Below are 26,436 nucleotides of genomic sequence, written 5' to 3'. Positions count from 1 at the left end.
TGTTTGGCGGAGTCGGTGGCGTTTTCGACGGCACGCTCCCCCGGGTGCGCCGCCCCGACGTACAGCGTCTTGTCGGGCCGCCGCGGGGCCGGCCTCGCGGCTCAGGCCGTGCGACGCAGCAGCGCCAGATACATCGCGTCCGTGCCGTGCAGATGCGGCCACAGCTGTACATCGGGACCGTCGCCCAGCGCGGGCACGCCCGGCATCAGAGGCCTCGCGTCCACCCACTCGGCCTCGGCGGGCGGGCCGCCGCGTCCCTTCAGTACGTCCTCGACGACCACCCGGGTCTCGGCGAGATGCGGCGAGCAGGTCGCGTAGCCGACCACTCCCCCGATCCGTACGGCCGTCAACGCCTCGCGCAGCAACGCGCGTTGGAGCGGCGCAAAGCCTTCCAGGTCCTCGGGACGCCGCCGCCAGCGGGCCTCCGGACGCCGTCGTAGCGCGCCGAGGCCCGAGCACGGGACATCGACGAGCACACGGTCGAAGGAACCGTGCCGCCACGGCGGACGCGTGCCGTCCGCCGCGATGACCTGATACGGGCCGGGGTTGCCGGCCAGCGCCCGCTCGACCAGCCGGGCGCGGTGCGGCTGCTTCTCGGAGGCCAGCAGGGACGCGCCACGGCCCGCGGCGAGCGCGGCCAGCAGCGCGGCCTTGCCGCCGGGGCCCGCGCAACCGTCGAGCCACCGCTCGTCGGGGCCGTCCAGCGGCGCGTTGGCCAGCGCGATCGCGACGAGCTGACTGCCCTCGTCCTGGACGCCGGCCCGCCCCTCCCGTACGGCTTCGATGGCGCCGGGCTCGCCGCCCTCGGCCAGCCGCACGGCATACGGCGACCAGCGCCCTGGCAGCCCGGACTCCTCGCCCACCGCACCGAGCAGTTCAGCGGCCGTGGAGCGGCCCGGCCGTGCGACGAGCGTCACCTCGGGCCGCTCGTTGTCGGCCTCCAGCAGGTCCTCGATCCCTGCGCGCCCGCCGCCCAGCGAGTCCCACAGCGCGGAGACAACCCACCGCGGATGCGAGTGCACCACGGCCAGATGGTCCTCGGCGTCCTCGTCGTACGGCGGAGCGACCCGCTCCAGCCAGGCGTCCAGGTCGTCCTGCGCGATTTTGCGCAGGACGGCGTTGACGAACTTCGCCCGCCCGTCGCCGAGCACCACCCGCGCCAGCTCCACGCTCGCCGACACTGCGGCGTGGGTCGGGATCCGCGTCCCGAGCAACTGGTGCGCACCGAGCGCCAGCACGTCGAGCACCGGCGGGTCGACCTCGCGCAGCGGCCGGTCGATGCACGTCGCGATGATCGCGTCGTACGTGCCCTGGCGGCGCAGCGTCCCGTACACCAGCTCGGTGGCGAGCGCCGCGTCGCGGCCGTCGAAGTCGTCGTTCTCGCGGGCCTTCTTCAGCAGGGGCGGCAGTACGAGATTGGCGTACGCGTCCCGCTCGTCGACGGCCCGCAGCGCCTCGAAGGCCAGGATCCGCACGGGATCCTTCTTGGGGCGGCGGTACGGCTTGGGGGGACGGCGACGTGCCTGCTCGTTCAAAGGTGCTCCGCTGTTGCTGTGTCTTCCCGGGGGGACACCCCCGGACCCCGGCCGGAGGCAGGCCCGCGGGGCCGGCCGGCCCGGCATCGCGAGGTGAACCTCAGTGAAAGGGTCGAACCCTCTCAGCCTACGTCCGTGCCGCCCACCCTCTCGCCCGGGGCGATGCGCACCCCGCGCGCCCAGTCGGCGGCGCGCATCGGCTTCTTGCCCTGCGGCTGGACCCAGAGCAGCTCGACGGCGTGCGATCCGGTTCCGACGTACACGTTGTTCTTGCCGACGGAGAGCTCGCCGGGCGCGAGGTCCGTACGGTCGGGCACCAGCGCCGCCTGGATCAACTTGAGCCGTTCCCCGCGGAAGACCGTCCACGCGCCCGGCGCGGGGGTGCAGCCGCGGACGGCGCGGTCGACGCGGAGCGCCGGAGCGTTCCAGTCCACATGCGCGTCCTCGACGGTGATCTTCGGCGCGAGCGAGACGCCCTCGGCCGGCTGCGGCACGGCCTGCAGGGTGCCGTCCTCGATACCGTCCATAGTCGCGACGAGTAGTCCGGAGCCGGCGAATGCAAGCCGGGTGAGCAGGTCACCGCTGGTGTCGGTGGGCCGTACATGCTCGGTGATCACGCCGTACACCGGGCCTGAGTCGAGGCCTTCCTCGATCTGGAAGGTCGCGGCGCCCGTCATCTCGTCCCCGGCGAGGATGGCGTGCTGGACCGGTGCGGCGCCGCGCCAGGCGGGCAGCAGCGAGAAGTGCAGATTGACCCAGCCGTGCCGGGGCACGTCCAGGGCCACCTTGGGCAGCAGCGCGCCGTAGGCGACGACCGGGCAGCAGTCGGGCGCGATCTCGCGCAGCCGCGCCAGGAAGTCCTCGTCCCGCGGCTTGGCAGGCTTGAGCACCTCGATCCCGGCTTCCTCGGCGCGCTGGGCGACCGGACTGGCCACCAGGTGGCGGCCGCGTCCGGCGGGTGCGTCGGGCCGGGTGACGACGGCGGCGACTTCATGCCGGTCGGAGGCGATCAGGGCGTCCAGGGAGGGTACGGCGACCTCGGGGGTGCCTGCGAAGACGAGCTTCATCGGTGGCTGACTGCCTCTCAGGCTGGTATATGCAGGTAGCTGGTGGTGCGTACGGTGACGAGCAGCGCACCAGTCTATGGGCCGGGGGTCAGGGGGCGTACGGAGGACCGTGCGCCCCGCGCATATGTGCATACGCCCCCGAAGCGTGACCACATCGCCAGGTAGAGCGTTGGTCAAGAGAGATTGACCGAAACGGGCCGCCCCGGATGCGGCCCGACCCCTTTTCAACGCCGGTTCGAGAGGCTTGTCAATGGCCGACCACGCAACCCACGACGCTCAAGCCCGAGCAAGCCTGCATCTGTTGGTGCGGGACATCGAGCGGGTCCGCCGGCAGGTGGACGCATTGCGCACGCTCACCGCCCAGCTGGGAAATGTCTACCGCCCGCGCCGATCCGGCCCGTCCACGGGCTTCGTCGTCTACGGCAGGGCCCCGGCCCCGACCGTCCGTCTTGCGCAGGAGCTGCGGGACAGCGTCGAGACGCTGGTGACCGCGGCGGTGGACTTCGACCGTTCGCTGGGCTTCTCGTGGGACGCGGTGGGCTCGGCGCTCGGGGTGACCAAGCAGGCGGTCCACCGCCGTTACGGCGCGCGACGGGCCGCGCAGCAGTCGGGCCCGGCGGACATGGACCATGCCGCGGACCCGGCGCCGACCCGCACGCTGCCGATGGGCTCGGGGCTGCCGGCCGTCCCGGCTGCCCGCGCGATGCCGCCGCAGCCGACGGTCACCGCCCAATCCCTCCGCGAGGAGGCCCGCCCGAGCGCCTTCCCCGGCCCACGCAACGGCTGACCTTGCCCCCCGGCTGCCCCTGCCCGAGGTGGGCGGGGGCAGCCGCTTCTTCGCCGGGGCTCCGCCCCGGACCCGGCTCCTCAATCTCCCCCAGACTTCGTCCGGGGGACCTCCAGGGGCTGAAATTCAGCCCGTCCGGCGATTGCGGACATGCGGCCGAAGGTCGCATACGGGAGTCTGGGGGACTGCCCCCGGTTCGGGATGGGGGTACCTCCCAGGCGAAGCTCTCGGGGAGGGCCGGCGCTCGGGGAACAAGCCCCGCAGACGCGGCGACGTCAGCCGATGTCCGGCGGGTCGATCCTGATCCGTACCGGCTCGGTGCCGCCGCGGGCCAGCCGGGCTGCCTGTGCCGACTTCAGCGCGGCCGCCAGCGCCGCCCCGCTGCCCGGCGGCACCCTCAGCAGCGCCCGCTCCCACACCTCGCCCACCGGGGGGTCACCCGGCCGCCGTGGCCTGCCCGGATCGGTCACCCGCAGCGGCACCGGCCCCAACAGCTCCGCGTCGCCCGGCAGTTCGGCCGACGCCACAAACGCGGCTATCGCCTCCGCGCGGCCCGTCACCGACGCCATCCGGGAGACGGGCGGGAACCCCAGCTGCGCCCGCTCGCCCAGCTCGCGCTGCGCGTGCCCGACCGGGTCCCAGCGCACCAGCGCCTGGACCGGCCGCAGTGTCGGCTCGGCGACGATCACCACCGTGCCGCCCTCGCCCTGCCCGCGCACCAGCGATGCGGCGTCCATCCAGCGCCGCAGCGCGTCCTCGCCCGCCCGCAGGTCGGGCCGCCCCACCATCGCCCAGCCGTCGAGCAGCAGTGCCGCCGCGTATCCACCGTCGGCGACGGGCTCCGCGCCGGGCGTGCTCACCACCAGCGCGGGCCGCCCCGGCACGGTGTCCAGCACATGGTCGCGGCCCGATGTACGCACCTGGACCGCGGGGAAGGCCCGGCCGAGCTCCTCCGCCGTACGCCGCGCGCCCACGATCTGGGCCCGCAGTCTCGTACTGCCGCACGCGACGCAGTGCCAGTCCACCGCACCGCGCCCGCACCACCCACAGGTCAGATCCCGCTCGTCGGGCGCCTCCAGCGGCCCGGAACAGTGCCGGCACCGCGCGGGCGTGCGGCACCGCTCGCACGCGAGCCTGGGCACATAGCCCCGCCTGGGCACCTGGACCAGCACCGGTCCGCTCTTCAGCCCGTCACGGACGGTCTGCCAGGCCAGACTCGGCAGCCGCGCCGCCCGCGCCGCCTCGTCTCGCGCCAGCTCCCCGTCCCCGACCGTACGCACCAGGGGCGCGGCGCTGCGCACCTGCTCACGGTCGGCGATCAGCGGCAGGGCCCAGCCGCTCTCCACCAGCTGGGCCGCCTCCACCGTGCAGCTCGTACTCCCCAGCAGGAAGCCGCACTTGTCGTGCGTGGCCCGCAGCTCGAGGACCTCGCGCACATGCGGGAACGGTGCGTTCTCATCGCTGTGGCTGGAGTCGCCGTCGTCCCAGACGGCGACCAGCCCGAGATCCTGTACGGGGGCGAACATCACGGCCCTGGTCCCGACGACGGCCCGCACCGACCCGCGCCGCACGGCGAGCCACTGCCGGTACCGCTTCTCGGGCCCGGACTCGGCGGTCAGCACCGCATGCCGGCCCTCCCCCAGCAGCGCGGTGAGCGCGGCATCGACCCGCGCCGCACGCCGCCCGTCCGGGACGACGACCAGCGCACCCCGCCCCGAGGCGAGCGTCGCCACGACGGCCCGCGCCAGCTCGTCCGGCCACTGCGGCCCGGGCAGCGCGGTCCACACGGCCCGCGGCGCACCCCCGCTCGCGAGCGCCTCCACAAACGCCGCCCCGCGGCCGTATCGCCCCCAGCTCCCGGCGTCCGGCGCGGCGGGCGGCGACAGCGGCTCCGGCGAGGGCTTCGACTCGGCACGGCCGTTCCTGGGCGGGATGGCGAGCTGCAGCACATCCGCCAGGCTCCCCGCATACCGATCGGCGACCGCGCGCGCGAGGGCCAGCATCTCCGGGCTGAGCACCGGCTCGGGCGAGACGACATAGGCGAGCGCGGCGAGCGCTCCCCCGTAGTCCGTCTCGGCACGCCGCTCGATGAGAAACCCGTCGATCAGCCCGCCCCCTTCCCGCCGCCCTTCCCGCACCCGGTGCCCCCCGGCTCCGAACCGCACCCGCACCCGCACCCCGGGCTGCGCTTCCGCGTCCAGCTCCTCGGGCACGGCGTAGTCGAAGTACTGGTCGAGATGGAGCACGCCCTTGTTGACCATCACCCGCGCGACGGGCAGCTCCTTGGCCAGCGCGGCCCCTCGCCAGGTCCGCGGCTTGGCCTTCGGGACCTTGGCCTTGCGGACGGTCTCGCGGATGAGAGCAAGCTGCTCCGGCCCACCGGCGGCGGGCTCTTCGGGCTGCTTGTCGTCGCTGCTCACAGCCAAATTCCTACCAGACGCCACCGACAGCACGGCGGCCCCGGACCTTGTCGGTCCCGGGGCCACCGTGCTCGTGCAGTGCTTGCCGTGCGCGTGCCGTGCTTACAGACCCGCAGCCTTGCGCAGCGCGTCCACGCGGTCCGTGCGCTCCCACGTGAAGTCCGCAAGCTCGCGGCCGAAGTGGCCGTACGCCGCCGTCTGCGCGTAGATCGGGCGCAGCAGATCCAGGTCGCGGATGATGGCCGCCGGGCGCAGGTCGAAGACCTCTCCGATGGCCTGCTCGATCTTGTCCACGTCGATCGTGGCGGTGCCGAAGGTCTCGACGAAGAGGCCGACCGGCTCGGCCTTGCCGATCGCGTAGGCGACCTGGACCTCGCAGCGCGCCGCGAGGCCTGCGGCCACGACGTTCTTCGCGACCCAGCGCATCGCGTACGCCGCCGAGCGGTCCACCTTGGACGGGTCCTTGCCGGAGAACGCGCCGCCACCGTGGCGGGCCATGCCGCCGTAGGTGTCGATGATGATCTTGCGGCCGGTGAGGCCCGCGTCGCCCATCGGGCCGCCGATCTCGAACCGTCCGGTCGGGTTGACCAGCAGACGGTAGCCGTCGGTGTCCAGCTTGATGCCGTCGTCCACCAGCTGCTTCAGCACGTGCTCGACGACGAACTCGCGGATGTCGGGAGCGAGCAGCGAGTCCAGGTCGATGTCCGAGGCGTGCTGCGAGGAGACCACGACGGTGTCGAGGCGGACGGCCTTGTCGCCGTCGTACTCGATGGTGACCTGGGTCTTGCCGTCGGGGCGCAGGTAGGGGATGGTCCCGTTCTTGCGGACCTCGGAGAGGCGGCGGGAGAGCCGGTGCGCCAGGTGGATCGGCAGCGGCATCAGCTCGGGCGTCTCGTCGGTGGCGTAGCCGAACATCAGGCCCTGGTCGCCGGCGCCCTGCTTGTCGAGCTCGTCGCCTTCTTCACCTGTGGCGGACCCCTCGACGCGCTTCTCGTACGCGGTGTCGACGCCCTGCGCGATGTCCGGCGACTGCGCGCCGATGGAGACCGAAACGCCGCAGGAGGCGCCGTCGAAGCCCTTCTTCGAGGAGTCGTAGCCGATCTCGAGGACCTTGTTGCGAACGAGCGTGGGGATGTCCGCGTACGCCTTGGTGGTCACCTCGCCGGCGACGTGCACCAGGCCGGTGGTGATCAAGGTCTCCACGGCGACCCGGGAGGTCGGGTCCTCCCGCAGAAGGGCGTCGAGGATCGTGTCGCTGATCTGGTCAGCGATCTTGTCGGGGTGACCCTCGGTCACAGACTCCGAGGTGAACAGACGACGGGACACAATGCTCCCTGGGGTTGCAGCGGCTGCTGGCTGATCATTGGCGGACCGGCCGGAGGGCTGCGCCTCGCGACGGTCCATGAGCAGTTTATCCGTCACCCTCCGCCGCCGGTCTACCCGTCTCGCTCCGTGGGAGCTCTGCGACCAGGACTCCGGTCGGGTACGGCAGGGCGATAGACCCCGATCCTAGGGCGATACGTCGGATTTCACGTGATTTCGACCACTCGTCGCGGCGAAACCAAGAATTCACCCAAGCCGTGGGACGACCAGGTCCCAGACAGTGTCGGCGAGGGACTCCTTGGGCCCGTACGGCACCGGAGTCTCGCCGCCGTCCGCGGCGAGCACCACCGCTTCGTTCTCCTCGGAGCCGAACGTCTTGCGCTCCCCCACCTCATTGACGACGAGAAGGTCACAGCCCTTGCGGCGCAGCTTTTCGCGGCCGTTGGCGAGTACGTCGTCCGTCTCGGCGGCGAAGCCGACGATCACCTGGGCGGGGCGGGCCCGCTCGGTGGAGATCTCGGCGAGGATGTCGGGATTGCGGACCAGCGCGATGGGCGCGGGCTCCTGACCGTCCTTCTTCTTGATCTTGCCCGTGGCGTACGCGGCGGGGCGGAAGTCCGCGACGGCCGCGGCCATCACCACCGCGTCGGCTTCCGCCGCGGCCTTGAGCACGGCCTCACGCAGCTGGACCGCCGTGCCGACGTGGACGACGTCGACGCCCGCCGGGTCCGGCAGCCCGGTGTTGGCCTCGATGAGCGTGACGCGGGCGCCGCGGGCCGCGGCGGTGCGGGCCAGGGCGTACCCCTGCTTGCCGGAGGAGCGGTTCCCCAGGTAGCGCACCGGGTCCAGCGGCTCGCGCGTGCCGCCCGCGCTGACGACCACATGGCGGCCCGCGAGGTCCGGGGTGGCCACCCCGCGGGCGAGTACCCGGCGGCAGACCTCGAAGATCTCGTCCGGCTCGGGCAGCCGGCCCTTGCCGGTGTCTACGCCGGTGAGCCGGCCGACGGCGGGCTCGATGACGACGGCCCCGCGGCGGCGCAGGGTCGCGACGTTCTCCTGGGTGGCGGGGTGCTCCCACATCTCGGTGTGCATCGCGGGCGCGAAGACCACCGGACAGCGTGCGGTGAGGAGTGTGTTGGTCAGCAGGTCGTCGGCGAGGCCGTGGGCCGCCTTGGCGAGCATGTCGGCGGTGGCCGGCGCGACGACGACCAGATCTGCGCCCTGCCCGATCCGTACGTGCGGAACCTCGTGGACCTCGGACCAGACCTCGGTCGAGACGGCGTGTCCGGAGAGCGCCGACCAGGTCGCGGCGCCGACGAAGTGCAGCGCGGACTCTGTGGGCACGATGCGTACGTCATGGCCCGACTCCGTCAGCCTCCGCAGCAGCTCGCACGCCTTGTACGCGGCGATGCCTCCACTGACCCCCAGAACAACCTTCGGCTTGTCCACTGCTGCGTCTCCCGGCACTCGGATGCGTACTTCCCCATGACACACCACAGGCCCGGCGGTCGCGCCGCCAGGCCTGTGGTGAAGAACGTAAAACGCTGAAGAACGTAAATCGCTACTGAGCCGGGCCCTCGATGGCCTCCGAGGTCAGCAGACCCGCGTTGATCTCCCGCAGGGCGATCGAGAGCGGCTTCTCGTGGACGTGGGTGTCCACAAGCGGGCCGACGTACTCAAGCAGACCCTCACCGAGCTGCGAGTAGTACGCATTGATCTGACGCGCGCGCTTGGCCGCGTAGATCACGAGGCTGTACTTCGAGTCAGTTGCCTCGAGCAGCTCGTCGATCGGCGGGTTGATGATGCCCTCGGGCGCGGTGATGGAAGAGGACACGCTCTAGCCTTCCGAAGAAACTTCAGGGAAAAACAGAAAAAGATCAAACAACTTGCATCAAGGCTAGCAGCTCACGTGCTACGTCCTCGACGGAGGTGTTGACCAGGGTCGTATCGAACTCCGACTCGGCCGCCAGCTCCACCTTGGCCGCCTCCAGCCGACGCTCGATCACCTCGGGCGGCTCCGTGCCGCGGCCGGTGAGACGGCGCACCAGCTCCTCCCAGCTCGGCGGGGCCAGGAAGACCAGCAGCGCCTCCGGCATGGAGTCCTTGACCTGCCGGGCGCCCTGGAGATCGATCTCCAGCAGGACGGGCTCGCCCGCCTCCAGGCGATCGAGGACCGCGCGCCGCGGCGTGCCGTAGCGGTGGCCCGCGAACTCCGCCCATTCCAGCAGCTCGCCATTGGCGATCAGCTTGTCGAATTCTTCGTCTGTGACGAAGAAGTACTCAACGCCGTGACGCTCGCCGGGGCGCGGCTTTCTTGTAGTGGCCGACACCGAGAGCCATACCTCGGGGTGGACCTTGCGCATATGGGCGACGACCGTGCTCTTGCCGACCCCGGAGGGGCCGGAGAGCACGGTCAGCCGCGGACGTACCTCTGCTGCCATGCAGCGATTATCCAGGTTCTCGGGAGTGCCCGAGAACGTCAGGCGGCACCGCCGCCGAACTCGCGCTCAAGAGACGCGATCTGGTTCGAGCCGAGACCGCGCACGCGGCGGCTCTCGGAGATGCCGAGCCTCTCCATGAGCTGCTTGGCGCGGACCTTGCCCACGCCCGGCAGGGACTCAAGGAGAGCGGAGACCTTCATCTTGCCGATGACGTCGTTCTCCTGGCCTTGCTTGATGACCTCGTGGAGCGAGGCGCCGGAGTGCTTGAGTCGATTTTTGACCTCGGCCCGCTCCCGGCGAGCCGCGGCGGCCTTTTCGAGCGCGGCTGCGCGCTGTTCAGGGGTAAGGGGCGGAAGAGCCACGCCTACGTCACCTCGGATGTCGAACTGTCGGATACGGACCGGTGAGGAACCTAGTCGCCCCACACCAGGCGAGCAACGAGCAACGCAGTGCACGTTTGCTCTTCGACGGAGACTAGCGGGCATGACCGCTCCAGTCAGCGAGAACAGACGAAAAGTCCTGGTCAGCATCGACCGACCAGGACATTTCTGACATATCGACCCGCTTTTTTGGCCGAGATTCTGCCAATGCGGCCGCTGCGGAGGTTTTCGAGGCCCTCTACGGAAGCGCTAGGCCCCCGAAACGGCCGATCGCACCTCGTCCGCGAAACGTGCCGCCGACTCCCGCAGCGCCGTCGCATCCGGACCGTGCCGCAACACGCCGCGGCTCACGCTCGGCACGACATTGCCGACCGCCGGGCCGAAGACGCCGGGAAGGTCCGCCGGGGTCGCGCCCTGCGCGCCGATGCCCGGGGCCAGCAGCGGCCCGTTGATGTCGAGGTTCACACCCGCGTCGCCCAGCGTCGCGCCGACCACCGCGCCGACCGAGCCGAGCGGCTGCGCACCGGCGTTCTCCACGGTCATGTGGTCCAGCATCACCTGCGCGAGGGATCGCCCGTCCGCGGCGGTGGAGCGCTGCACCTCCGCGCCCTCCGGGTTGGAGGTGAGGGCCAGTACGAACACGCCCGCGCCGGAGACCGCGGCCGCGTCCAGCGCCGGACGCAGCGAGCCGAAGCCCAGGTACGGCGAGAGGGTCACCGCGTCGGAGAAGAGCGGCGAGTCCTTGTCGAGGAAGGTCGCGGCGTACGCGCCCATCGTCGAGCCGATGTCCCCCCGCTTGGCGTCCATCAGCACCAGCGCGCCCGCCGCCCGCGCCTCCTCGACCGCCTTCTCCAGGACGGCGATGCCGCGCGAGCCGAAGCGCTCGAAGAACGCCGACTGCGGCTTCAGGACGGCGACCCGGTCGGCCAAGGCCTCCACGGTCGTACGCGTGAAGCGCTCCAGGCCGGCGATGTCGTCGTTCAGGCCCCAGGCGGTCAGCAGGGACGCGTGCGGGTCGATGCCGACACAGAGCGGGCCACGGGTGTCCATGGCGTGGCGCAGGCGTGCACCGAACGGTTCGAGGGTCACTTGGCTGCCTTCCGGGTCTCGGCGCCGACGGCCTCGGCGAGGGTGGCGTACGGGGATGCCTTGAGCCGGGCGGCCAGGCCCTTGTGGATGGCGCGGGCGTAGAAGGGGCCCTCGTAGATGAAGGCGCTGTAGCCCTGCACGAGCGTGGCGCCCGCGAGGATGCGCTGCCAGGCGTCCTCGGCGTTCTCGATGCCCCCGACGCCGATGAGCGTGATCCGGTCGCCCACGCGCGCGTACAGGCGGCTCAGCACCTCCAGGGAGCGCGCCTTGACCGGCGCTCCGGACAGTCCGCCGGTCTCCTTGATCAGCGCCGGGTCGGACTTCAGGCCCAGGCCTTCGCGCGCGATGGTCGTGTTGGTGGCGATGATGCCGTCCAGGCCGAGCTCGAGGGCCAGGTCCGCGACCGCGTCCACGTCTTCGTCCGCGAGGTCCGGCGCGATCTTGACCAGGAGGGGGACGCGGCGGTCTTCGACGCTGCGGTCGGCCGCCTCGCGTACGGCCGTCAGCAGCGGGCGCAGCGATTCGGTCGCCTGGAGGTTGCGCAGACCGGGCGTGTTCGGCGACGAGACGTTGACGACCAGGTAGTCGGCGTGACGTGCCAGGCGCTCGGTCGACGTCACGTAGTCGGCCACCGCCTCCGCCTCGGGCACGACCTTCGTCTTGCCGATGTTGACTCCCACGACGGTCCTGAAGACCGCCTTCCGGGAGGCCAGCCGCTCGGCGACGGCCGCCGAGCCCTCGTTGTTGAAGCCCATACGGTTGATCAGCGCCCGGTCCGGTACGAGCCGGAACAGCCGCTGCTTGGGGTTGCCCGGCTGCGGCTGTGCCGTGACCGTGCCGATCTCGATGTGGTCGAAGCCGAGCATCGACATGCCGTCGATGGCGACGGCGTTCTTGTCGAAGCCTGCGGCGAGGCCGAACGGGCCGTGCATGCGCAGACCGAGCGCCTCGGTGCGCAGCTCCTTGTAGCGGGGCGCGAGCACGGCCGCGACGAACGTACGCAGGACGGGGATGCGGACCGCGAGCCGGATCCAGCGGAAGGCCAGGTAGTGGGCCTGCTCCGGGTCCATCCGCTTGAAGAGGAGATTGAAGATGAACTTGTACATGGTGGTGTCCTCACAAAGAGGGGGACACCGTTTCCGGTGTCCCCCTCCCCGATTGCTAGTCGCGGGCCGCGGTCAGGTGTTCAGCGTGTTCCTGGAGTGAACGCACGCCCACATCCCCGCGGTTCAGCGCGTCGATGCCCTGGACAGCGGCCGCGAGCGCCTGGACCGTCGTCAGGCAGGGCACGGAGCGCGCCACAGCCGCCGTACGGATGTCGTAGCCGTCGAGACGGCCGCCGGTGCCGTACGGGGTGTTGACGATGAGGTCGACATCGCCGTCGTGGATGAGCTGGACGATGGTCCGCTCGCCGTTCGGGCCCGCGCCCTCGCTCTGCTTGCGCACGATGGTGGCGTTGATGCCGTTGCGCTTGAGCACCTCGGCCGTGCCGGACGTGGCGAGCAGCTCGAAGCCGTGCGCGACCAGCTCGCGGGCCGGGAAGATCATCGAGCGCTTGTCGCGGTTGGCGACGGAGATGAACGCGCGCCCCTTGGTGGGCAGCGGACCGTACGCGCCCGCCTGGGACTTGGCGTACGCGGTGCCGAACACCGTGTCGATGCCCATGACTTCACCGGTGGAGCGCATCTCCGGGCCGAGGACGGTGTCGACGCCGCGGCCGTGGATGTCGCGGAAGCGCGACCACGGCATCACAGCCTCCTTGACGGAGATCGGGGCGTCCATCGGGAGCGTCCCGCCGTCGCCGCTCGATGGCAGCAGGCCCTCGGTGCGCAGCTCGGCGATGGTCGCGCCGAGCGAGATGCGGGCGGCGGCCTTCGCCAGCGGCACGGCGGTCGCCTTCGAGGTGAAGGGGACGGTGCGCGAGGCACGCGGGTTGGCCTCGAGGACGTACAGGATGTCCCCGGCCATCGCGAACTGGATGTTGATCAGTCCGCGCACCCCGACGCCGCGCGCGATGGCCTCGGTCGAGGCCCGCAGCCGCTTGATGTCGAAGCCGCCGAGCGTGATCGGGGGCAGTGCGCAGGCCGAGTCGCCGGAGTGGATGCCGGCCTCCTCGATGTGCTCCATCACGCCGCCGAGGTAGAGCTCGGTGCCGTCGTAGAGCGCGTCGACGTCGATCTCGATCGCGTCGTCGAGGAATCGGTCGACCAGCACCGGACGGGTGGGACTGATCTCGGTGGACTCGGCGATGTACGACTCGAGGCGGGCCTCGTCGTACACGATCTCCATGCCGCGCCCGCCGAGCACGTACGACGGGCGTACGAGGACGGGGTAGCCGATCTCGTCGGCGATGGCCTTGGCCCCGGCGAAGGTGGTCGCGGTGCCGTGCTTGGGGGCCGGGAGACCGGCCTCGGCGAGCACCTGGCCGAAGGCGCCGCGGTCCTCGGCGGAGTGGATGGCCTCGGGCGAGGTGCCGACGATCGGCACGCCGTTGTCCTTGAGCGCCTGCGCGAGACCCAGCGGGGTCTGGCCGCCGAGCTGGACGATGACGCCGGCGATGGGCCCGGCCTGCGACTCGGCGTGGACGATCTCCAGGACGTCCTCCAGGGTGAGCGGCTCGAAGTAGAGCCGGTCGGAGGTGTCGTAGTCGGTGGAGACGGTCTCGGGGTTGCAGTTGACCATCACGGTCTCGTAGCCGGCGTCGCTGAGCGCGAAGGAGGCGTGGACGCAGGAGTAGTCGAACTCGATGCCCTGGCCGATGCGGTTGGGCCCCGAGCCGAGGATGATCACTGCGGGCTTCTCGCGCGGTGCGACCTCGCTCTCCTCGTCGTAGGAGGAGTAGAAGTACGGGGTCTTCGCGGCGAATTCGGCGGCGCAGGTGTCGACCGTCTTGTAGACCGGGCGAATGCCCAGCGCGTGCCGGACCTCGCGTACGACGTCCTCGCGCAGCCCGCGGATCTCGGCGATCTGGACGTCGGAGAAGCCGTGGCGCTTTGCGTCCGCGAGCAGCTCGGGGTCGAGCTTGTCGGCGGCGGCGAGCTCGTCGGCGTACTCCTTGATCAGGAAGAGCTGGTCGACGAACCAGGGGTCGATCTTCGTCGCTTCGAAGACCTCTTCGGGGGTGGCGCCCGCGCGGATGGCCTGCATGACGGTGTTGATCCGGCCGTCGGTGGGGACCTTGGCGGCCAGCAGCAGCCCGCCCTTGTCGCCGGGATCGCCGGTGAAGGAGAACTGCGAGCCCTTCTTCTCCAGCGAGCGCAGGGCCTTGTTCAGCGCCTCGGTGAAGTTCCGGCCGATCGCCATGGCCTCGCCGACCGACTTCATGGTGGTGGTGAGGGTGGCGTCGGCGGAGGGGAACTTCTCGAAGGCGAAGCGCGGCACCTTGACGACGACGTAGTCGAGAGTGGGCTCGAAGGACGCCGGGGTCTTCTCGGTGATGTCGTTGGGGATCTCGTCGAGGGTGTAGCCGACGGCGAGACGGGCGGCGATCTTGGCGATCGGGAAGCCGGTGGCCTTCGACGCCAGCGCGGAGGACCGCGACACCCGCGGGTTCATCTCGATGACGATGATCCGGCCGTCGTCAGGGTTGACGGCGAACTGGATGTTGCAGCCGCCGGTGTCCACGCCGACCTCGCGGATGATCGCGATACCGACGTCGCGCAGCCGCTGGTACTCACGGTCTGTCAGCGTCATCGCGGGCGCGACGGTGATCGAGTCGCCGGTGTGCACGCCCATGGGGTCGAAGTTCTCGATGGAGCAGACGACCACGACGTTGTCGTGCTTGTCGCGCATCAGCTCCAGCTCGTACTCCTTCCAGCCGAGGATGGACTCCTCCAGGAGCACCTCGGTGGTCGGCGAGAGCGTGAGGCCCTGGCCGGCGATACGGCGCAGCTCGTCCTCGCCGTGCGCGAAGCCGGAGCCGGCGCCGCCCATGGTGAAGGAGGGGCGGACGACGACCGGGTAGCCGCCCAGCTCGTCGACGCCGGCCAGGACGTCGTCCATGGAGTGGCAGATGACCGAGCGGGCGGACTCGCCGTGGCCGATCTTGGCGCGGACGGCCTCGACGACGCCCTTGAACAGGTCGCGGTCCTCGCCCTTGTTGATCGCCTCCACATTGGCGCCGATGAGCTCGACGCCGTACTTCTCGAGCACACCCTGCTCGTGCATGGAGATGGCGGTGTTGAGAGCGGTCTGGCCGCCGAGGGTGGGCAGCAGCGCGTCGGGGCGCTCCTTGGCGATGATCTTCTCGACGAACTCCGGGGTGATCGGCTCGACGTAGGTGGCGTCGGCGATCTCCGGGTCGGTCATGATCGTCGCCGGGTTGGAGTTCACCAGGATGACGCGCAGGCCCTCGGACTTGAGGACGCGGCAGGCCTGGGTGCCGGAGTAGTCGAACTCGGCGGCCTGGCCGATGACGATCGGGCCGGAGCCGATGACCAGGACGGACTGGATATCGGAGCGCTTAGGCACGCTGGCCCTCCATCAGGGATACGAAGCGGTCGAAGAGGTACGCGGCGTCGTGCGGGCCCGCGGCCGCCTCGGGGTGGTACTGCACGCTGAAGGCCGGCTGGTCGAGCAGCTTCAGGCCCTCCACCACGTTGTCGTTGAGGCAGACGTGGGAGACCTCGGCGCGGCCGTAGGGGGTCTTGGAGACCTTGTCGAGCGGCGCGTCGACGGCGAACCCGTGATTGTGGGCGGTGACCTCGACCTTGCCGGTGGAGCGGTCCTGAACGGGCTGGTTGATGCCGCGGTGGCCGTACTTCAGCTTGTACGTGCCGAAGCCGAGCGAGCGGCCGAGCAGCTGGTTGCCGAAGCAGATGCCGAAGAGCGGGGTCTTGCGCTCCAGTACGCCCTTGACCACGGTCAGGTCGGCGGTCGCCGGGTCGCCGGGACCGTTGGAGAGGAACACGCCGTCGGGGTTCACGGCGTACACCTCATCGACCGTGGCGGTGGCGGGCAGGACGTGCACCTCGATGCCGCGCTCGGCCATCCGGTGCGGGGTCATGCCCTTGATGCCGAGGTCTATGGCGGCGACGGTGAAGCGCTTGGTCCCGATCGCCGGGACGACGTACGCCTCGGTGGTGGCCACCTCGGCGGAGAGGTTCGCGCCCTTCATCTGGGGGGCCTCCTGCACCCGCGCGAGCAGCGTGGCCTCGTCGGCGAGCGCATCGCCGGAGAAGATGCCGACGCGCATCGCGCCGCGCTCGCGCAGATGGCGGGTGAGCGCACGGGTGTCGATGCCGCTGATGCCCACCACGCCCTGGGCGACGAGCTCGTCGTCCAGGGAGCGCTGGGAGCGCCAGTTGGAGGGCACCCGCGCGGGGTCGCGGACGACATAGCCGGCGACCCAGATCCGCTTGGACTCGTCGTCCTCGTCGTTGACGCCGGTGTTGCCGACGTGCGGGGCGGTCATCACGACGACCTGGCGGTGGTACGAGGGGTCGGTGAGCGTCTCCTGGTAACCGGTCATGCCGGTGTTGAACACCGCCTCGCCGAAGGTCTCCCCCACGGCCCCGTAGGCGCGGCCGCGGAAGGTGCGGCCGTCCTCCAGGACGAGTACGGCGGGAGCCTTGGCGGCTCCCCGGGTGGAGGTCGTCATCGTCCGGTGCCTTCCGTCGTGCTGTTCAGAGTGCTCATGGTGTTGATCGCCTCGACCCAGGCGGCCTGCTCGGCCGCGTGGTCGGAGCGGAAGCCGGAGTCGATCAGCTTGTCGCCGTGCGCCCAGGTGACGATCAGCAGTCCGCCCTCGGCGAGGACCTTGCCCGCGATGCCCTTGTCCAGCCTGGCCTCGCGCAGGGCCGCCCGCGGGACGAAGAAGTCCCGCGCCCCGGGGCGTACGACTTCGAGGCCCGCGTCCGTGAGCCTGAGCTCGAGCCGGCTGCGTGCGCCCAGGCCTTGGGCCACGATCCGGTCCAGCCACTGCCCTGCGGTCGTCGAGCCGTGGTAGCGGCCGGTCAGCTCAAGTTTCGCCTCGCCCGGCGCCTCGGGCACGGCAGGCAGCTCGGGCAGGTCGGACTGGAGGCTGCCGCGCCACTTCCATCCCTGGCGCATCAGCCAGTAGACGAACGCGATGAACAGCAGCAGTCCGACGACCCAGCCGATACGGGCGGCCCAGTCGGTCACATCCGCCGACTTCTGCTCGGCGGCGATTTGGATGAGAGATGTCACGCGAGCTTCCCGTCGACGACCGTGGCCCGGCCCCGCAGGAAGGTGTGGGTCACGCGTCCCGGCAGCTCACGGCCCTGGTAGGGGGTGTTGCGGCTGCGGGAGGCGAAGCCCGCGGGGTCCACGAGTCCACGGTATGCCGGATCGACGAGCGTGAGGTTCGCGGGCTCACCTGCCGAGACGGGGCGGCCGTGGCCGTCCAGACGGCCGATCTGCGCCGGGCGGAAGGACATCCGGTCGGCGACTGCCGCCCAGTCGAGCAGCCCGGTCTCGACCATCGTCTGCTGGACGACGGAGAGCGCGGTCTCCAGGCCCACCATGCCCATGGCGGCCGCGGCCCACTCGCAGTCCTTGTCCTCGTGCGGGTGCGGGGCGTGGTCGGTGGCGACGCAGTCGATGGTGCCGTCGGCGAGGGCCTCGCGCAGGGCCAGGACGTCGGCCTCGGTGCGCAGCGGCGGGTTCACCTTGTAGACGGGGTTGTACGTACGTACCAGCTCGTCAGTGAGCAGCAGGTGGTGCGGGGTGACCTCGGCGGTGACGTTCCAGCCCTTGGACTTGGCCCAGCGGACGATCTCGACCGAGCCGGCCGTCGAGAGGTGGCAGATGTGGACACGGGAGCCGACGTGGGCGGCGAGGAGGACATCGCGGGCGATGATCGACTCCTCGGCGACGGCCGGCCAGCCGCCGAGGCCGAGCTCGGAGGAGACGATGCCCTCGTTCATCTGGGCGCCCTCGGTGAGGCGGGGCTCCTGGGCGTGCTGGGCGACGACGCCGTCGAAGGCCTTCACGTATTCCAGCGCGCGACGCATGATCACGGCGTCGTCGACGCACTTGCCGTCGTCGGAGAAGACCTTCACGCCCGCGGCGGAGTCGTGCATCGCGCCGAGCTCGGCGAGCTGCTTGCCCTCCAGGCCCACGGTGACGGCGCCGACGGGCTGCACATCGCAGTAGCCGGACTCCTTGCCGAGGCGGTAGACCTGTTCGACGACGCCTGCGGTGTCGGCGACCGGGAAGGTGTTCGCCATGGCGTGTACGGCGGTGAAACCGCCGACAGCGGCCGCCTTGGTGCCGGTGAGGACGGTCTCGGAGTCCTCGCGGCCGGGCTCGCGCAGGTGGGTGTGCAGGTCGACCAGACCGGGCAGCAGGATCTGTCCCTCGGCCTCGACGACGGTCGCGTCGCCGGCCTCGATTCCCGTACCGACCTCAGCGATGGTCTCGCCGTTGATCAGGACGTCCTGCGCCTCGCCGCCCAGCACCTTCGCGCCACGAATAAGGATCTTGCTCATGGTTACTTCTTCTCCTCGGTGCGGGTGGGGCTGACGGCGGGCTCGTTGCCGCCCAGAAGCAGATACAGGACGGCCATGCGGGTCGAGACGCCGTTGGCGACCTGCTCGACGGCCGTGCAGCGGTCGGAGTCGGCGACCTCGGCGGTGATCTCCGTGCCGCGGTTCATCGGGCCGGGGTGCATGACGATGGCGTGCTCCGGCATCCGGGCCATGCGGTCGCCGTCCAGGCCGTAGCGGCGCGAGTACTCACGCTCGGTCGGGAAGAAGGCGGCGTTCATCCGCTCGCGCTGCACACGCAGCATCATCACCGCGTCGGACTTCGGCAGCACCTCGTCGAGTGCGAACGACACCTCGCACGGCCAGTTCTCGACGCCGATCGGCACCAGGGTGGGCGGAGCGACCAGCGTGACCTCGGCGCCGAGGGTGTGCAGCAGCAGGACGTTGGAGCGGGCCACCCGGCTGTGCAGCACATCGCCGACGATCGTGATCCGCCGCCCGTCCAGGCCACGCCCTATCCCGGCGTCCGCGCCGACCAGCCGGCGGCGCATGGTGAAGGCGTCGAGCAGCGCCTGCGTGGGGTGCTCGTGGGTGCCGTCCCCGGCGTTGACGACCGCGCCGTCGATCCAGCCGGAGGTGGCGAGCCGGTAGGGGGCTCCGGACGCGCCGTGCCGGATGACGACGGCGTCCGCGCCCATCGCCTCCAGGGTCAGCGCGGTGTCCTTGAGGGACTCGCCCTTGGAGACCGAGGACCCCTTGGCGGAGAAGTTGATGACGTCGGCGGAGAGCCGTTTGGCGGCGGCCTCGAAGGAGATCCGGGTCCGCGTCGAGTCCTCGAAGAAGAGGTTGACCACGGTGCGGCCGCGCAGGGTCGGCAGTTTCTTGATCGGCCGGTCGGCGACCCGGGCCATCTCCTCGGCGGTGTCGAGGATCAGCACGGCGTCGTCGCGGGTGAGGTCGGCGGCCGAGATGAGGTGGCGCTTCATCTGGGTGTGCTCCGTTGTCTGGAGGTCGAGCGTCCGGGGTTGTCACCCGGACAGCACAGCGGCTTGCGGGCGCGCGGGTGGCACGTCCGTACGGGATTCGGAAGCGTACGGAGAGGTGCTACTGCTCGCCGGCCGGGGCGGTCTCGCGGACACCGAGCAGCACGGTGTCGCGACCGTCCTCCTCGGCGAGCTGGACCTTGACCGTCTCCCGCAGCGACGTGGGGAGGTTCTTGCCGACGTAGTCGGCGCGGATCGGGAGTTCGCGGTGGCCGCGGTCGACCAGGACGGCGAGCTGCACGGCGCGCGGCCTGCCGATGTCGCCGAGGGCGTCGAGCGCGGCGCGGATGGTGCGACCGGAGAAGAGCACGTCGTCGACGAGGACGACCAGCCGGCCGTCGACGCCGTCACCCGGGATCTCGGTGCGGGCCAGCGTGCGGGCGGGCCGCAGGCGCAGGTCGTCGCGGTACATGGTGATGTCGAGCGAGCCGACCGGGATCTTGCGGCCGGTGATCTCTTCGAGCTTGTCGGCCAGCCGGCGGGCGAGGTAGACACCGCGGGTCGGAATGCCGAGAAGCACCACGTCGTCGGCGCCCTTGGCGCGTTCGACGATCTCGTGGGCGATGCGGGTCAGTACCCGCGCGATGTCGGGGGCCTCGAGAACGGGGCGTGCCGCATCGGAGCTGTTGTGCGTGTCCATATGAAACGGACCTCCTTCTCCGCCTCGCGGGACGGACCTTAAAGGACGTCGAAATTGCGCCACCCACGTTACCAGCCCCTTGCGGGGCCCCGGTCACGGACCCCGGTCCCGCCGCTGGCGGAGACCGTACGGACCTTTTCGGCTTGACGCACCCAAGTAACGCTGCGTAACCTCACAGTGAGTGACCAGCCGCGCGGCGGAGCCGCACGTCGACACAGTGTCCGGGGAGCTATATGTCCAGCGAATACGCAAAACAGCTCGGGGCCAAGCTCCGCGCCATCCGCACCCAGCAGGGGCTTTCCCTCCACGGCGTGGAAGAGAAGTCCCAGGGCCGCTGGAAGGCCGTTGTAGTCGGTTCGTACGAGCGTGGCGACCGTGCGGTGACCGTGCAGCGCCTCGCCGAGCTGGCGGACTTCTACGGCGTCCCGGTGCAGGAACTGCTTCCTGGCACCACGCCGGGCGGGGCCGCCGAGCCGCCGCCGAAGCTCGTCCTGGATCTGGAGCGGCTCGCCCATGTGCCGCAGGAGAAGGCGGGCCCGCTGCAGCGCTACGCCGCCACGATCCAGTCCCAGCGCGGCGACTACAACGGCAAGGTGCTGTCGATCCGACAGGACGACCTGCGCACCCTTGCCGTCATCTACGACCAGTCGCCGTCGGTCCTGACCGAGCAGCTCATCAGCTGGGGCGTGCTCGACGCGGACGCGCGGCGCGCGGTCACCCACGAAGAGGGCTGACGCCACTTCAGGAGAAACGTCACGTCGGAGGGCGAACCCGCATGTGCGGGTTCGCCCTCCCTTGCGTCCGGCCCGGACATGCACCAGGCCCGAAGCGGAAGATTGTTCGTCTTCCGCTTCGGGCCCGGTGGAGCCGGGTGCGCGCTAGTCGCGACGCAGGCTCGGCTTGAGGTCCTTGAAGCGGCCGAGCAGGCCGTTCACGAACGACGGGGACTCGTCGGTGGAGAACTCCTTGGCGAGCTGCACCGCCTCGTCGATCACCACCGCGTCCGGGGTCTCGTCCACCCACACCAGCTCGTACGCGCCGAGCCGGATGATGTTGCGGTCGACGACCGGCATCCGGTCGATGGTCCAGCCGACCGAGTAGGTGGCGATGAGGTCGTCGATCCGGTCCGCGTACTGCGCGTACCCCTCGACGAGCTCCATCGTGTACTCGCCGACCGGCGGCTGCCGGTCGTCGGTCCGTGCGTGCCGCACCCAGTCCGCGAGGACCGTCTGCACGGACGCACCGCGCTGGTCGGCCTCGAAGAGGATCTGAAAGGCGCGCTTACGGGCCTTGTTCCGGGCAGCCACGGTTAGCTGTTCACCCGGCCGAGGTACTCACCGGAGCGGGTGTCGACCTTGATCTTCTCACCGGTGGTGATGAAGAGGGGGACACCGATCTCGTAGCCGGTCTCCAGCGTGGCGGGCTTGGTGCCGCCGGTGGAGCGGTCGCCCTGGACGCCCGGGTCGGTGTGCTGGATGGTCAGCTCGACGGCGGCGGGCAGCTCGACATAGAGCACCTCGCCCTCGTGCTGGGCGACGCTGGCGGTGAAGCCCTCGATCAGGAAGTTTGCGGCGTCACCGACGGCCTTGCGGTCGATGTGCAGCTGGTCGTACGTCTGCATGTCCATGAAGACGAAGTAGTCGCCGTCCATGTACGAGAACTGCATGTCGCGGCGGTCGACGGTGGCCGTCTCGACCTTCACGCCGGCGTTGAAGGTCTTGTCGACGACCTTGCCGGAGAGCACGTTCTTGAGCTTGGTGCGCACAAAGGCAGGGCCCTTGCCGGGCTTGACGTGCTGGAACTCGACGACGGACCAGAGCTGGCCTCCGTCGAGCTTGAGCACCATGCCGTTCTTGAGGTCGTTCGTGGAAGCCACGGTTGCGGAATCTCCTGGACTGACGCTGGTGGACGACCGAGGACGCGCGCTCAGCTGAGCTAGAGCGCGAGCAGCTCCTTGGTCGTGATGGTGAGTAGCTCGGGTCCGCCGTCCGCCTCCTGGCGCACGACGAGCGTGTCATCGATCCGGACACCGCCCCGGCCCGGGAGGTGGACCCCCGGTTCGACGGTGACCGGCACACAAGCGTCCAGTTTACCCATGGCTGCGGGGGCCAGCTGCGGGTCCTCGTCGATTTCGAGCCCGACGCCGTGCCCGGTGAGCGGCGGGAGGCCCTCGCCATGGCCCGCGGAGTCCAGGATCTGGCGGGCCGCATGGTCCACATCGCGATACGCGGCGCCCGGTGAGAGAGACTCGCGGGCGGCCCGCTGAGCGGTGAAGACAATGTCGTACAGCTCGATCTGCCAGTCCGCCGGGGTCGTCCCGATCACAAACGTACGGCCGATCTCGCAGCGGTAGCCGCGGTAGTTGGCACCCACGCAGACGGCGAGGAAATCCCCTTCCTCGACCCGGCGGTCGGTGGGACGGTGGCCGCCGCGGCCCGAGTTGGGTCCGGTGGCGACCGAGGTCGGGAAGGCGGGCCCGTCGGCGCCGTGGTCGACGAGCCGGCGCTCCAGCTCCAGGGCGAGATGCCGTTCGGTGCGGCCCACCAGGATCGACTCCAGCAGTTCACCGAGGGCTTGATCGGTGATCTCGGCCGCGATCCGCAGACAGGCGATCTCCTCCTCGTCCTTGACGATCCGCTGCTGCTCGACGGCGAGGCCGAGGTCGGCAAGGCGCAGCCGGGGCGCGACCGAGCCGACCGCCCGGTGCCTCGCGACGGTCAGATGGTGCTCCTCGACGGCGAGGCACTCCACGCCGACGGTCCGCGCGAGCTCGGCTGCCGCGACCGCCGGATCGCCGGCCGAGGTCGGCAGGACGGTCAGCCGCAGCTGCTCGTCGGGACGGCCGTCGGCGGGGTCGTCGGTGGGTGTACTGGGGCAGAGCAGGCTGTCTTCGCCGGGGCCGAGCAGCAGTACGGCTCCGGGCGGCGCGCCGCCCGCGAGGTAGCGGACGTTGGCGGGACGGGAGACCAGGACCCCGGCGCTGCCGGTGGCCGCGCACCGGTCACGCAGCCGGTCGCGGCGGATCCCATACACCTCTGACATGTCACGAGCCTACGAGCGTGGGCGCGGCTCGGCCTGGTCAGCGCGTCCGACCGGGGGTGCGCACGGGGGGTCGGGCAGGCGCCCGGCACGCGTGTGCCCGGGCTACCAGTTCGGCGGGCTCGCTATGGACCGGGCCAGTACGTCGTCGAGTACCCGGGCCGTGGTCTCCACGTCGTACTTGGAGTTGTCGATTATCGGCAGCCCGGATCCGTACCAGCCTGCCATCCGGCCGTGGATGCTGGCGACTTCCTCGTCCGACAGGCGGCGGTTGCCGCTGCGCTCGGCGTTGCGCTCCAGCACGATCTCGAGGCCGGGGAGCAGGACGACGGGCAGCAGGCCCGGGCCGACATGGCGCTTCCAGCCGCCGAGACCGACGACCGGCCGGTCCGGGAAGACCGCGTCGTCGAGGATGCAGGAGATGCCGTTCGCCAGGAAGTTGCGGGCGGCGAAGCCGCAGGTGCGGCGGGCGAGGCGGTACTGCGCCTCGGAGTGGTCGTTCCAGCCGGACTGGGGGTCGGCGAAGCCGGAGCAGACCCATTCGCGTACGTCGTCGAGGCTGATGTGCGCGGTGGGGACGCGGCGGCTGGTGGCCCAGTGCCGGGCTACGGTCGTCTTGCCCGCGCCCGCCGGGCCGATCAGCAGGACGGCGAGGGTGGTCACGCCGGTGCCGCTGTCGGCGGGCGGCGGGGCGGGTATGGGAACCGGACCGCCGGGCGGCAGCTGGATGTGCCCGGTCGTGTCACGGGACGCCGGCGCGGAGGCGTGCTGGGATGCGGGCCCTGACCAGCCGGGGGCGGGATGCCCGCCGTGCGGATGACTCTGCGGGTGCGGAGGCTCGGCGGGCGGCGGTCCGGCGGGCGGCTGGCCGACAGGCGGCGGTCCGGCGGGCGGCCGGCCGGCCGGCGGCGGTCCGGCGGGCGGCCGGCCCTGCGGCGGAGGTCCGGCGGGAGCCGCGGGAGGCGGTCCGGCGGGAGCACCCGGCGGCGGCCCCAGGTGCTGGGCGCTGTGTGTCCATCCGGCCGGTCCGTGCCCCGGTCCGTGGGGCGGCGGCAGCGGAGCCCCCACTGCGTGCTGCATCCGGTGCCACTCCGTCTCGTACGACTGACCCTGGTCAGGCGGCACTCGGCCGCCCTGCTACCGAACGGTACCTGCCCGTCCGCCCTCTGTGGGAACGGCCGGGGAAGGTCCAAAGTGCCCTGTCAGCCAGTCAATTCCTCAGCCAGGGCGCGCAGAGCGAGACGGTACGAGCCGATGCCGAAGCCCGCGACCGTGCCGCTGGCGACCGCCGCGACCACCGACGTGTGCCGGAATGCCTCACGCGAGTACGGATTCGAGATGTGCACCTCGATCAGCGGAGCGGTCCGCTGGGAGGCCGCATCGCGCATCGCGTACGAGTAGTGCGTGAAAGCACCGGGGTTGAGAACGACCGGAATTGAGCCGTCTGCGGCCTCGTGCAGCCAGCGGATCATCTCCCCCTCGTCGTTCGTCTCGCGTACGTCGACGTCGAAGCCGAGCTCCTTGCCGAGCTGCTGGCAGGTCTCCACCAGACCCGCGTAGGAGGTCGCGCCGTAGACGTCGGGCTCGCGGGAGCCGAGCCGCCCGAGGTTGGGGCCGTTGAGGACGAGCACCCGGCGGGTCATGCGGACACCTCTCCGTACGCGGCGAGCAGCACCGCCGGGTCCGGGCCCTCCAGCACGGTCGGCTTGGCGAGGCCGTCGAGAACGATGAAGCGCAGCAGATTGCCGCGGGACTTCTTGTCGACCTTCATGGTCTCCAAGAGCTTCGGCCACTGGTCGCCGCGGTAGGTGAGCGGCAGTCCGACGGACTCCAGGACGGAGCGGTGCCGGTCCGCGGTCGCGTCGTCCAACCGGCCTGCCAGACGGCCCAGTTCGGCGGCGAAGACCATGCCGACCGAAACGGCCGCGCCGTGCCGCCACTTGTAGCGCTCGTTCTTCTCGATGGCATGGGCGAGCGTGTGCCCGTAGTTGAGGATCTCGCGCAGCCCGGACTCCTTGAGGTCGTTGGAGACGACCTCGGCCTTCACCCGGATCGAGCGCTCGATCAGCTCGGCGGTGTGCGGACCGGCGGGAGTGCGCGCGCCCTGCGGGTCGGCCTCGACCAGGTCGAGGATCGCCGGGTCGGCGATGAAGCCCGCCTTGATGATCTCGGCCATACCGCTGACGTAGTCGTTGACGGGCAGCGAGTCCAGCGCGGCGAGATCGCACAGCACCCCGGCGGGCGGGTGGAAGGCGCCCACGAGGTTCTTGCCCTCGGCGGTGTTGATGCCGGTCTTGCCACCGACGGCCGCGTCGACCATGCCGAGCACGGTCGTCGGCAGGGCGATCCAGCGCACGCCCCGCAGCCAGGTCGCTGCCACGAAGCCCGCGACGTCGGTGGTGGCGCCGCCGCCGACGCCGACGATGACGTCGCTACGGGTGAAGCCGGTCTGGCCGAGTGCCTTCCAGCAGTACGCGGCGACTTCGACGGTCTTGGCCTCCTCCGCGTTCGGCAGCTGGATCGCGATCGCCTCGTACCCCTGGGAAGCCAGGTCCTCGCGGATCGCGTCGCCGGTGCCGGCCAGCGCCTCGGGGTGCAGCACGGCCACCCTCTGGGCGCGGCCGATCAGCCCGGGAAGCTCGCCGAGAAGCTGCCGGCCGACCAGCACCTCGTACGGATCGGAGCCTTCCGTACCGCCGACCTGGATACGGGTCACAGCCTGGTCCGTCATGCCTGCTTCTCCAGCTTCAGGGCGTCGAGGACCGCTTGGGCGACCTCTTCGGGGGTGCGGTCGTCCGTGGCGACGACAACGCGGGCGACTTCGGTGTACAGGTGGCGGCGTGCGTCCATCAGCTCCCGCCACTGGCGGCGCGGATTGACGGCGAGCAGCGGGCGCGCCTGGTTGAGGCCGACCCGCCTGACCGCCTCCTCCACGTCCAGCGAGAGATAGACGACGGGCAGCCCGGCCAGCAGCTCGCGGGTCGAGTCGTCGAGGATCGCGCCGCCGCCGAGGGCGAGCACGCCCGGGTGCTCGGCGACCGCGGCTCGTACGGCCTGCCGTTCGAGCTCACGGAAGTACAGTTCGCCCTCGTCGACGAAGATGTCCGCGATCTCCCGGCCCTGGGCCGCGACGATGTCGGCGTCGGTGTCCCGGTAGGGCACGCCCAGCCGCTCGGCGAGCAGCTCGCCGACGGTGGACTTGCCCGAGCCCATGGGCCCGACCA

25 protein-coding genes are annotated in these 26,436 nt (G+C 70.9%); 2 read left to right on the top strand and 23 right to left on the bottom strand.

Features of this window, described 5'->3' with window-relative positions; translation table 11 throughout:
* Window positions 1–101: 101 nt before the first annotated feature.
* Together QFZ67_RS32865 and fmt are read right to left on the bottom strand one after the other, a co-directional pair.
* Window positions 102–1,535, bottom strand: coding sequence for an RsmB/NOP family class I SAM-dependent RNA methyltransferase (locus QFZ67_RS32865; RefSeq protein WP_307664668.1), 1,434 nt, complete (start codon window positions 1,533–1,535; stop codon window positions 102–104).
* 122 nt (window positions 1,536–1,657) lie between these two features.
* A complete protein-coding gene (gene fmt, locus QFZ67_RS32860) occupies window positions 1,658–2,602 on the bottom strand; it encodes a methionyl-tRNA formyltransferase (protein ID WP_307664667.1) in 945 nt (314 codons plus the stop codon).
* Window positions 2,603–2,852: 250 nt separating this feature from the next.
* On the opposite strand from fmt, the gene QFZ67_RS32855 reads away from it, so the two are divergent.
* Window positions 2,853–3,389 carry a hypothetical protein gene (locus tag QFZ67_RS32855; protein ID WP_307664666.1) on the top strand — a complete coding sequence of 179 codons (537 nt, stop codon included), beginning with the start codon at window positions 2,853–2,855 and terminating at the stop codon, window positions 3,387–3,389.
* A 275-nt stretch (window positions 3,390–3,664) separates the two neighbouring features.
* On the opposite strand, the gene QFZ67_RS32850 is transcribed toward QFZ67_RS32855, so the two are convergent.
* The 14 genes from QFZ67_RS32850 to pyrR form a co-directional block, all read right to left on the bottom strand.
* Window positions 3,665–5,809, bottom strand: coding sequence for a primosomal protein N' (locus QFZ67_RS32850; protein WP_307664665.1), 2,145 nt, complete (start codon window positions 5,807–5,809; stop codon window positions 3,665–3,667).
* 102 nt (window positions 5,810–5,911) lie between these two features.
* A complete protein-coding gene (gene metK / locus QFZ67_RS32845; RefSeq protein WP_307664664.1) occupies window positions 5,912–7,135 on the bottom strand; it encodes a methionine adenosyltransferase in 1,224 nt (407 codons plus the stop codon).
* A gap of 243 nt (window positions 7,136–7,378) precedes the next feature.
* On the bottom strand, window positions 7,379–8,581 hold the full coding sequence (gene coaBC, locus QFZ67_RS32840) for a bifunctional phosphopantothenoylcysteine decarboxylase/phosphopantothenate--cysteine ligase CoaBC (protein ID WP_307664663.1): 1,203 nt from the start codon (window positions 8,579–8,581) through the stop codon (window positions 7,379–7,381).
* Between the two features lie 112 nt (window positions 8,582–8,693).
* Window positions 8,694–8,966: a DNA-directed RNA polymerase subunit omega gene (gene rpoZ, locus QFZ67_RS32835; protein ID WP_005319902.1), complete on the bottom strand. Its 273-nt coding sequence runs from the start codon at window positions 8,964–8,966 to the stop codon at window positions 8,694–8,696.
* Window positions 8,967–9,009: 43 nt separating this feature from the next.
* Entirely contained in the window at window positions 9,010–9,573 is a 564-nt protein-coding gene (gmk, locus tag QFZ67_RS32830) for a guanylate kinase (protein ID WP_307664662.1), read from the bottom strand.
* Between the two features lie 38 nt (window positions 9,574–9,611).
* Window positions 9,612–9,935: an integration host factor gene (locus QFZ67_RS32825; protein ID WP_307664661.1), complete on the bottom strand. Its 324-nt coding sequence runs from the start codon at window positions 9,933–9,935 to the stop codon at window positions 9,612–9,614.
* Window positions 9,936–10,202: 267 nt separating this feature from the next.
* On the bottom strand, window positions 10,203–11,042 hold the full coding sequence (gene pyrF, locus QFZ67_RS32820) for an orotidine-5'-phosphate decarboxylase (protein ID WP_307664660.1): 840 nt from the start codon (window positions 11,040–11,042) through the stop codon (window positions 10,203–10,205).
* On the bottom strand, window positions 11,039–12,148 hold the full coding sequence (locus QFZ67_RS32815; RefSeq protein WP_307664659.1) for a quinone-dependent dihydroorotate dehydrogenase: 1,110 nt from the start codon (window positions 12,146–12,148) through the stop codon (window positions 11,039–11,041). Before QFZ67_RS32815 ends, pyrF begins: the two co-directional genes overlap by 4 nt.
* Before the next feature lie 55 nt (window positions 12,149–12,203).
* A complete protein-coding gene (carB, locus tag QFZ67_RS32810) occupies window positions 12,204–15,512 on the bottom strand; it encodes a carbamoyl-phosphate synthase large subunit (RefSeq protein ID WP_307664658.1) in 3,309 nt (1,102 codons plus the stop codon).
* Window positions 15,505–16,641 (bottom strand): glutamine-hydrolyzing carbamoyl-phosphate synthase small subunit, encoded by a 1,137-nt coding sequence (gene carA, locus QFZ67_RS32805; RefSeq protein ID WP_307664657.1) that lies wholly within the window; start codon window positions 16,639–16,641, stop codon window positions 15,505–15,507. Before carA ends, carB begins: the two co-directional genes overlap by 8 nt.
* Window positions 16,638–17,210 (bottom strand): hypothetical protein, encoded by a 573-nt coding sequence (locus QFZ67_RS32800; RefSeq protein ID WP_307664656.1) that lies wholly within the window; start codon window positions 17,208–17,210, stop codon window positions 16,638–16,640. The genes carA and QFZ67_RS32800 overlap by 4 nt, the downstream gene beginning before the upstream one ends.
* Complete coding sequence (locus QFZ67_RS32795) at window positions 17,207–18,493, bottom strand: dihydroorotase (protein WP_307664655.1); 1,287 nt, start codon at window positions 18,491–18,493, stop codon at window positions 17,207–17,209. Before QFZ67_RS32795 ends, QFZ67_RS32800 begins: the two co-directional genes overlap by 4 nt.
* A 2-nt stretch (window positions 18,494–18,495) precedes the next feature.
* Window positions 18,496–19,476, bottom strand: a complete 981-nt coding sequence (locus QFZ67_RS32790; protein ID WP_307664654.1) for an aspartate carbamoyltransferase catalytic subunit — start codon at window positions 19,474–19,476, stop codon at window positions 18,496–18,498.
* Between the two features lie 118 nt (window positions 19,477–19,594).
* Window positions 19,595–20,173 (bottom strand): bifunctional pyr operon transcriptional regulator/uracil phosphoribosyltransferase PyrR, encoded by a 579-nt coding sequence (gene pyrR, locus QFZ67_RS32785; RefSeq protein WP_307664653.1) that lies wholly within the window; start codon window positions 20,171–20,173, stop codon window positions 19,595–19,597.
* Between the two features lie 233 nt (window positions 20,174–20,406).
* Between pyrR and bldD the strand changes: the two genes are divergently transcribed.
* Window positions 20,407–20,907 (top strand): transcriptional regulator BldD, encoded by a 501-nt coding sequence (gene bldD, locus QFZ67_RS32780; RefSeq protein WP_266489365.1) that lies wholly within the window; start codon window positions 20,407–20,409, stop codon window positions 20,905–20,907.
* Window positions 20,908–21,051: 144 nt separating this feature from the next.
* On the opposite strand, the gene nusB is transcribed toward bldD, so the two are convergent.
* The 7 genes from nusB to QFZ67_RS32745 all read right to left on the bottom strand — a co-directional run bounded on the left by nusB (window position 21,052) and on the right by QFZ67_RS32745 (window position 26,425).
* Complete coding sequence (gene nusB / locus QFZ67_RS32775) at window positions 21,052–21,480, bottom strand: transcription antitermination factor NusB (protein ID WP_307664652.1); 429 nt, start codon at window positions 21,478–21,480, stop codon at window positions 21,052–21,054.
* Between the two features lie 2 nt (window positions 21,481–21,482).
* Window positions 21,483–22,049: an elongation factor P gene (gene efp / locus QFZ67_RS32770; protein ID WP_307664651.1), complete on the bottom strand. Its 567-nt coding sequence runs from the start codon at window positions 22,047–22,049 to the stop codon at window positions 21,483–21,485.
* A gap of 59 nt (window positions 22,050–22,108) precedes the next feature.
* Window positions 22,109–23,215, bottom strand: a complete 1,107-nt coding sequence (locus tag QFZ67_RS32765) for an aminopeptidase P family protein (RefSeq protein WP_307664650.1) — start codon at window positions 23,213–23,215, stop codon at window positions 22,109–22,111.
* Between the two features lie 102 nt (window positions 23,216–23,317).
* Window positions 23,318–24,292, bottom strand: coding sequence for an AAA family ATPase (locus QFZ67_RS32760; RefSeq protein ID WP_307664649.1), 975 nt, complete (start codon window positions 24,290–24,292; stop codon window positions 23,318–23,320).
* Window positions 24,293–24,414: 122 nt separating this feature from the next.
* Window positions 24,415–24,855 carry a type II 3-dehydroquinate dehydratase gene (aroQ, locus tag QFZ67_RS32755; RefSeq protein WP_307664648.1) on the bottom strand — a complete coding sequence of 147 codons (441 nt, stop codon included), beginning with the start codon at window positions 24,853–24,855 and terminating at the stop codon, window positions 24,415–24,417.
* Window positions 24,852–25,943: a 3-dehydroquinate synthase gene (gene aroB, locus QFZ67_RS32750; RefSeq protein ID WP_307664647.1), complete on the bottom strand. Its 1,092-nt coding sequence runs from the start codon at window positions 25,941–25,943 to the stop codon at window positions 24,852–24,854. The genes aroQ and aroB overlap by 4 nt, the downstream gene beginning before the upstream one ends.
* Window positions 25,940–26,425, bottom strand: coding sequence for a shikimate kinase (locus QFZ67_RS32745; RefSeq protein ID WP_373430251.1), 486 nt, complete (start codon window positions 26,423–26,425; stop codon window positions 25,940–25,942). The genes aroB and QFZ67_RS32745 overlap by 4 nt, the downstream gene beginning before the upstream one ends.
* Window positions 26,426–26,436: the final 11 nt, after the last annotated feature.

The organism is Streptomyces sp. V1I1, from assembly GCF_030817355.1.
GTDB lineage: Bacteria > Actinomycetota > Actinomycetes > Streptomycetales > Streptomycetaceae > Streptomyces.
This window is presented reverse-complemented; position numbering and strand designations above follow the sequence as displayed.

What these genes read in the sequence shown, in the direction of transcription:
- fmt (WP_307664667.1), bottom strand. Translation starts at nt 2,602, where the DNA reads ATGAAGCTCGTCTTCGCAGGCACCCCCGAGGTCGCCGTACCCTCCCTG.
- bldD (WP_266489365.1), top strand. Translation starts at nt 20,407, where the DNA reads ATGTCCAGCGAATACGCAAAACAGCTCGGGGCCAAGCTCCGCGCCATC.
- carA (WP_307664657.1), bottom strand. Translation starts at nt 16,641, where the DNA reads ATGACGACCTCCACCCGGGGAGCCGCCAAGGCTCCCGCCGTACTCGTC.
- QFZ67_RS32745 (WP_373430251.1), bottom strand. Translation starts at nt 26,425, where the DNA reads ATGGGCTCGGGCAAGTCCACCGTCGGCGAGCTGCTCGCCGAGCGGCTG.
- QFZ67_RS32760 (WP_307664649.1), bottom strand. Translation starts at nt 24,292, where the DNA reads ATGCAGCACGCAGTGGGGGCTCCGCTGCCGCCGCCCCACGGACCGGGG.
- aroQ (WP_307664648.1), bottom strand. Translation starts at nt 24,855, where the DNA reads ATGACCCGCCGGGTGCTCGTCCTCAACGGCCCCAACCTCGGGCGGCTC.
- QFZ67_RS32765 (WP_307664650.1), bottom strand. Translation starts at nt 23,215, where the DNA reads ATGTCAGAGGTGTATGGGATCCGCCGCGACCGGCTGCGTGACCGGTGC.
- aroB (WP_307664647.1), bottom strand. Translation starts at nt 25,943, where the DNA reads ATGACGGACCAGGCTGTGACCCGTATCCAGGTCGGCGGTACGGAAGGC.
- QFZ67_RS32815 (WP_307664659.1), bottom strand. Translation starts at nt 12,148, where the DNA reads ATGTACAAGTTCATCTTCAATCTCCTCTTCAAGCGGATGGACCCGGAG.
- gmk (WP_307664662.1), bottom strand. Translation starts at nt 9,573, where the DNA reads ATGGCAGCAGAGGTACGTCCGCGGCTGACCGTGCTCTCCGGCCCCTCC.
- pyrR (WP_307664653.1), bottom strand. Translation starts at nt 20,173, where the DNA reads ATGGACACGCACAACAGCTCCGATGCGGCACGCCCCGTTCTCGAGGCC.
- QFZ67_RS32855 (WP_307664666.1), top strand. Translation starts at nt 2,853, where the DNA reads ATGGCCGACCACGCAACCCACGACGCTCAAGCCCGAGCAAGCCTGCAT.
- QFZ67_RS32790 (WP_307664654.1), bottom strand. Translation starts at nt 19,476, where the DNA reads ATGAAGCGCCACCTCATCTCGGCCGCCGACCTCACCCGCGACGACGCC.
- QFZ67_RS32795 (WP_307664655.1), bottom strand. Translation starts at nt 18,493, where the DNA reads ATGAGCAAGATCCTTATTCGTGGCGCGAAGGTGCTGGGCGGCGAGGCG.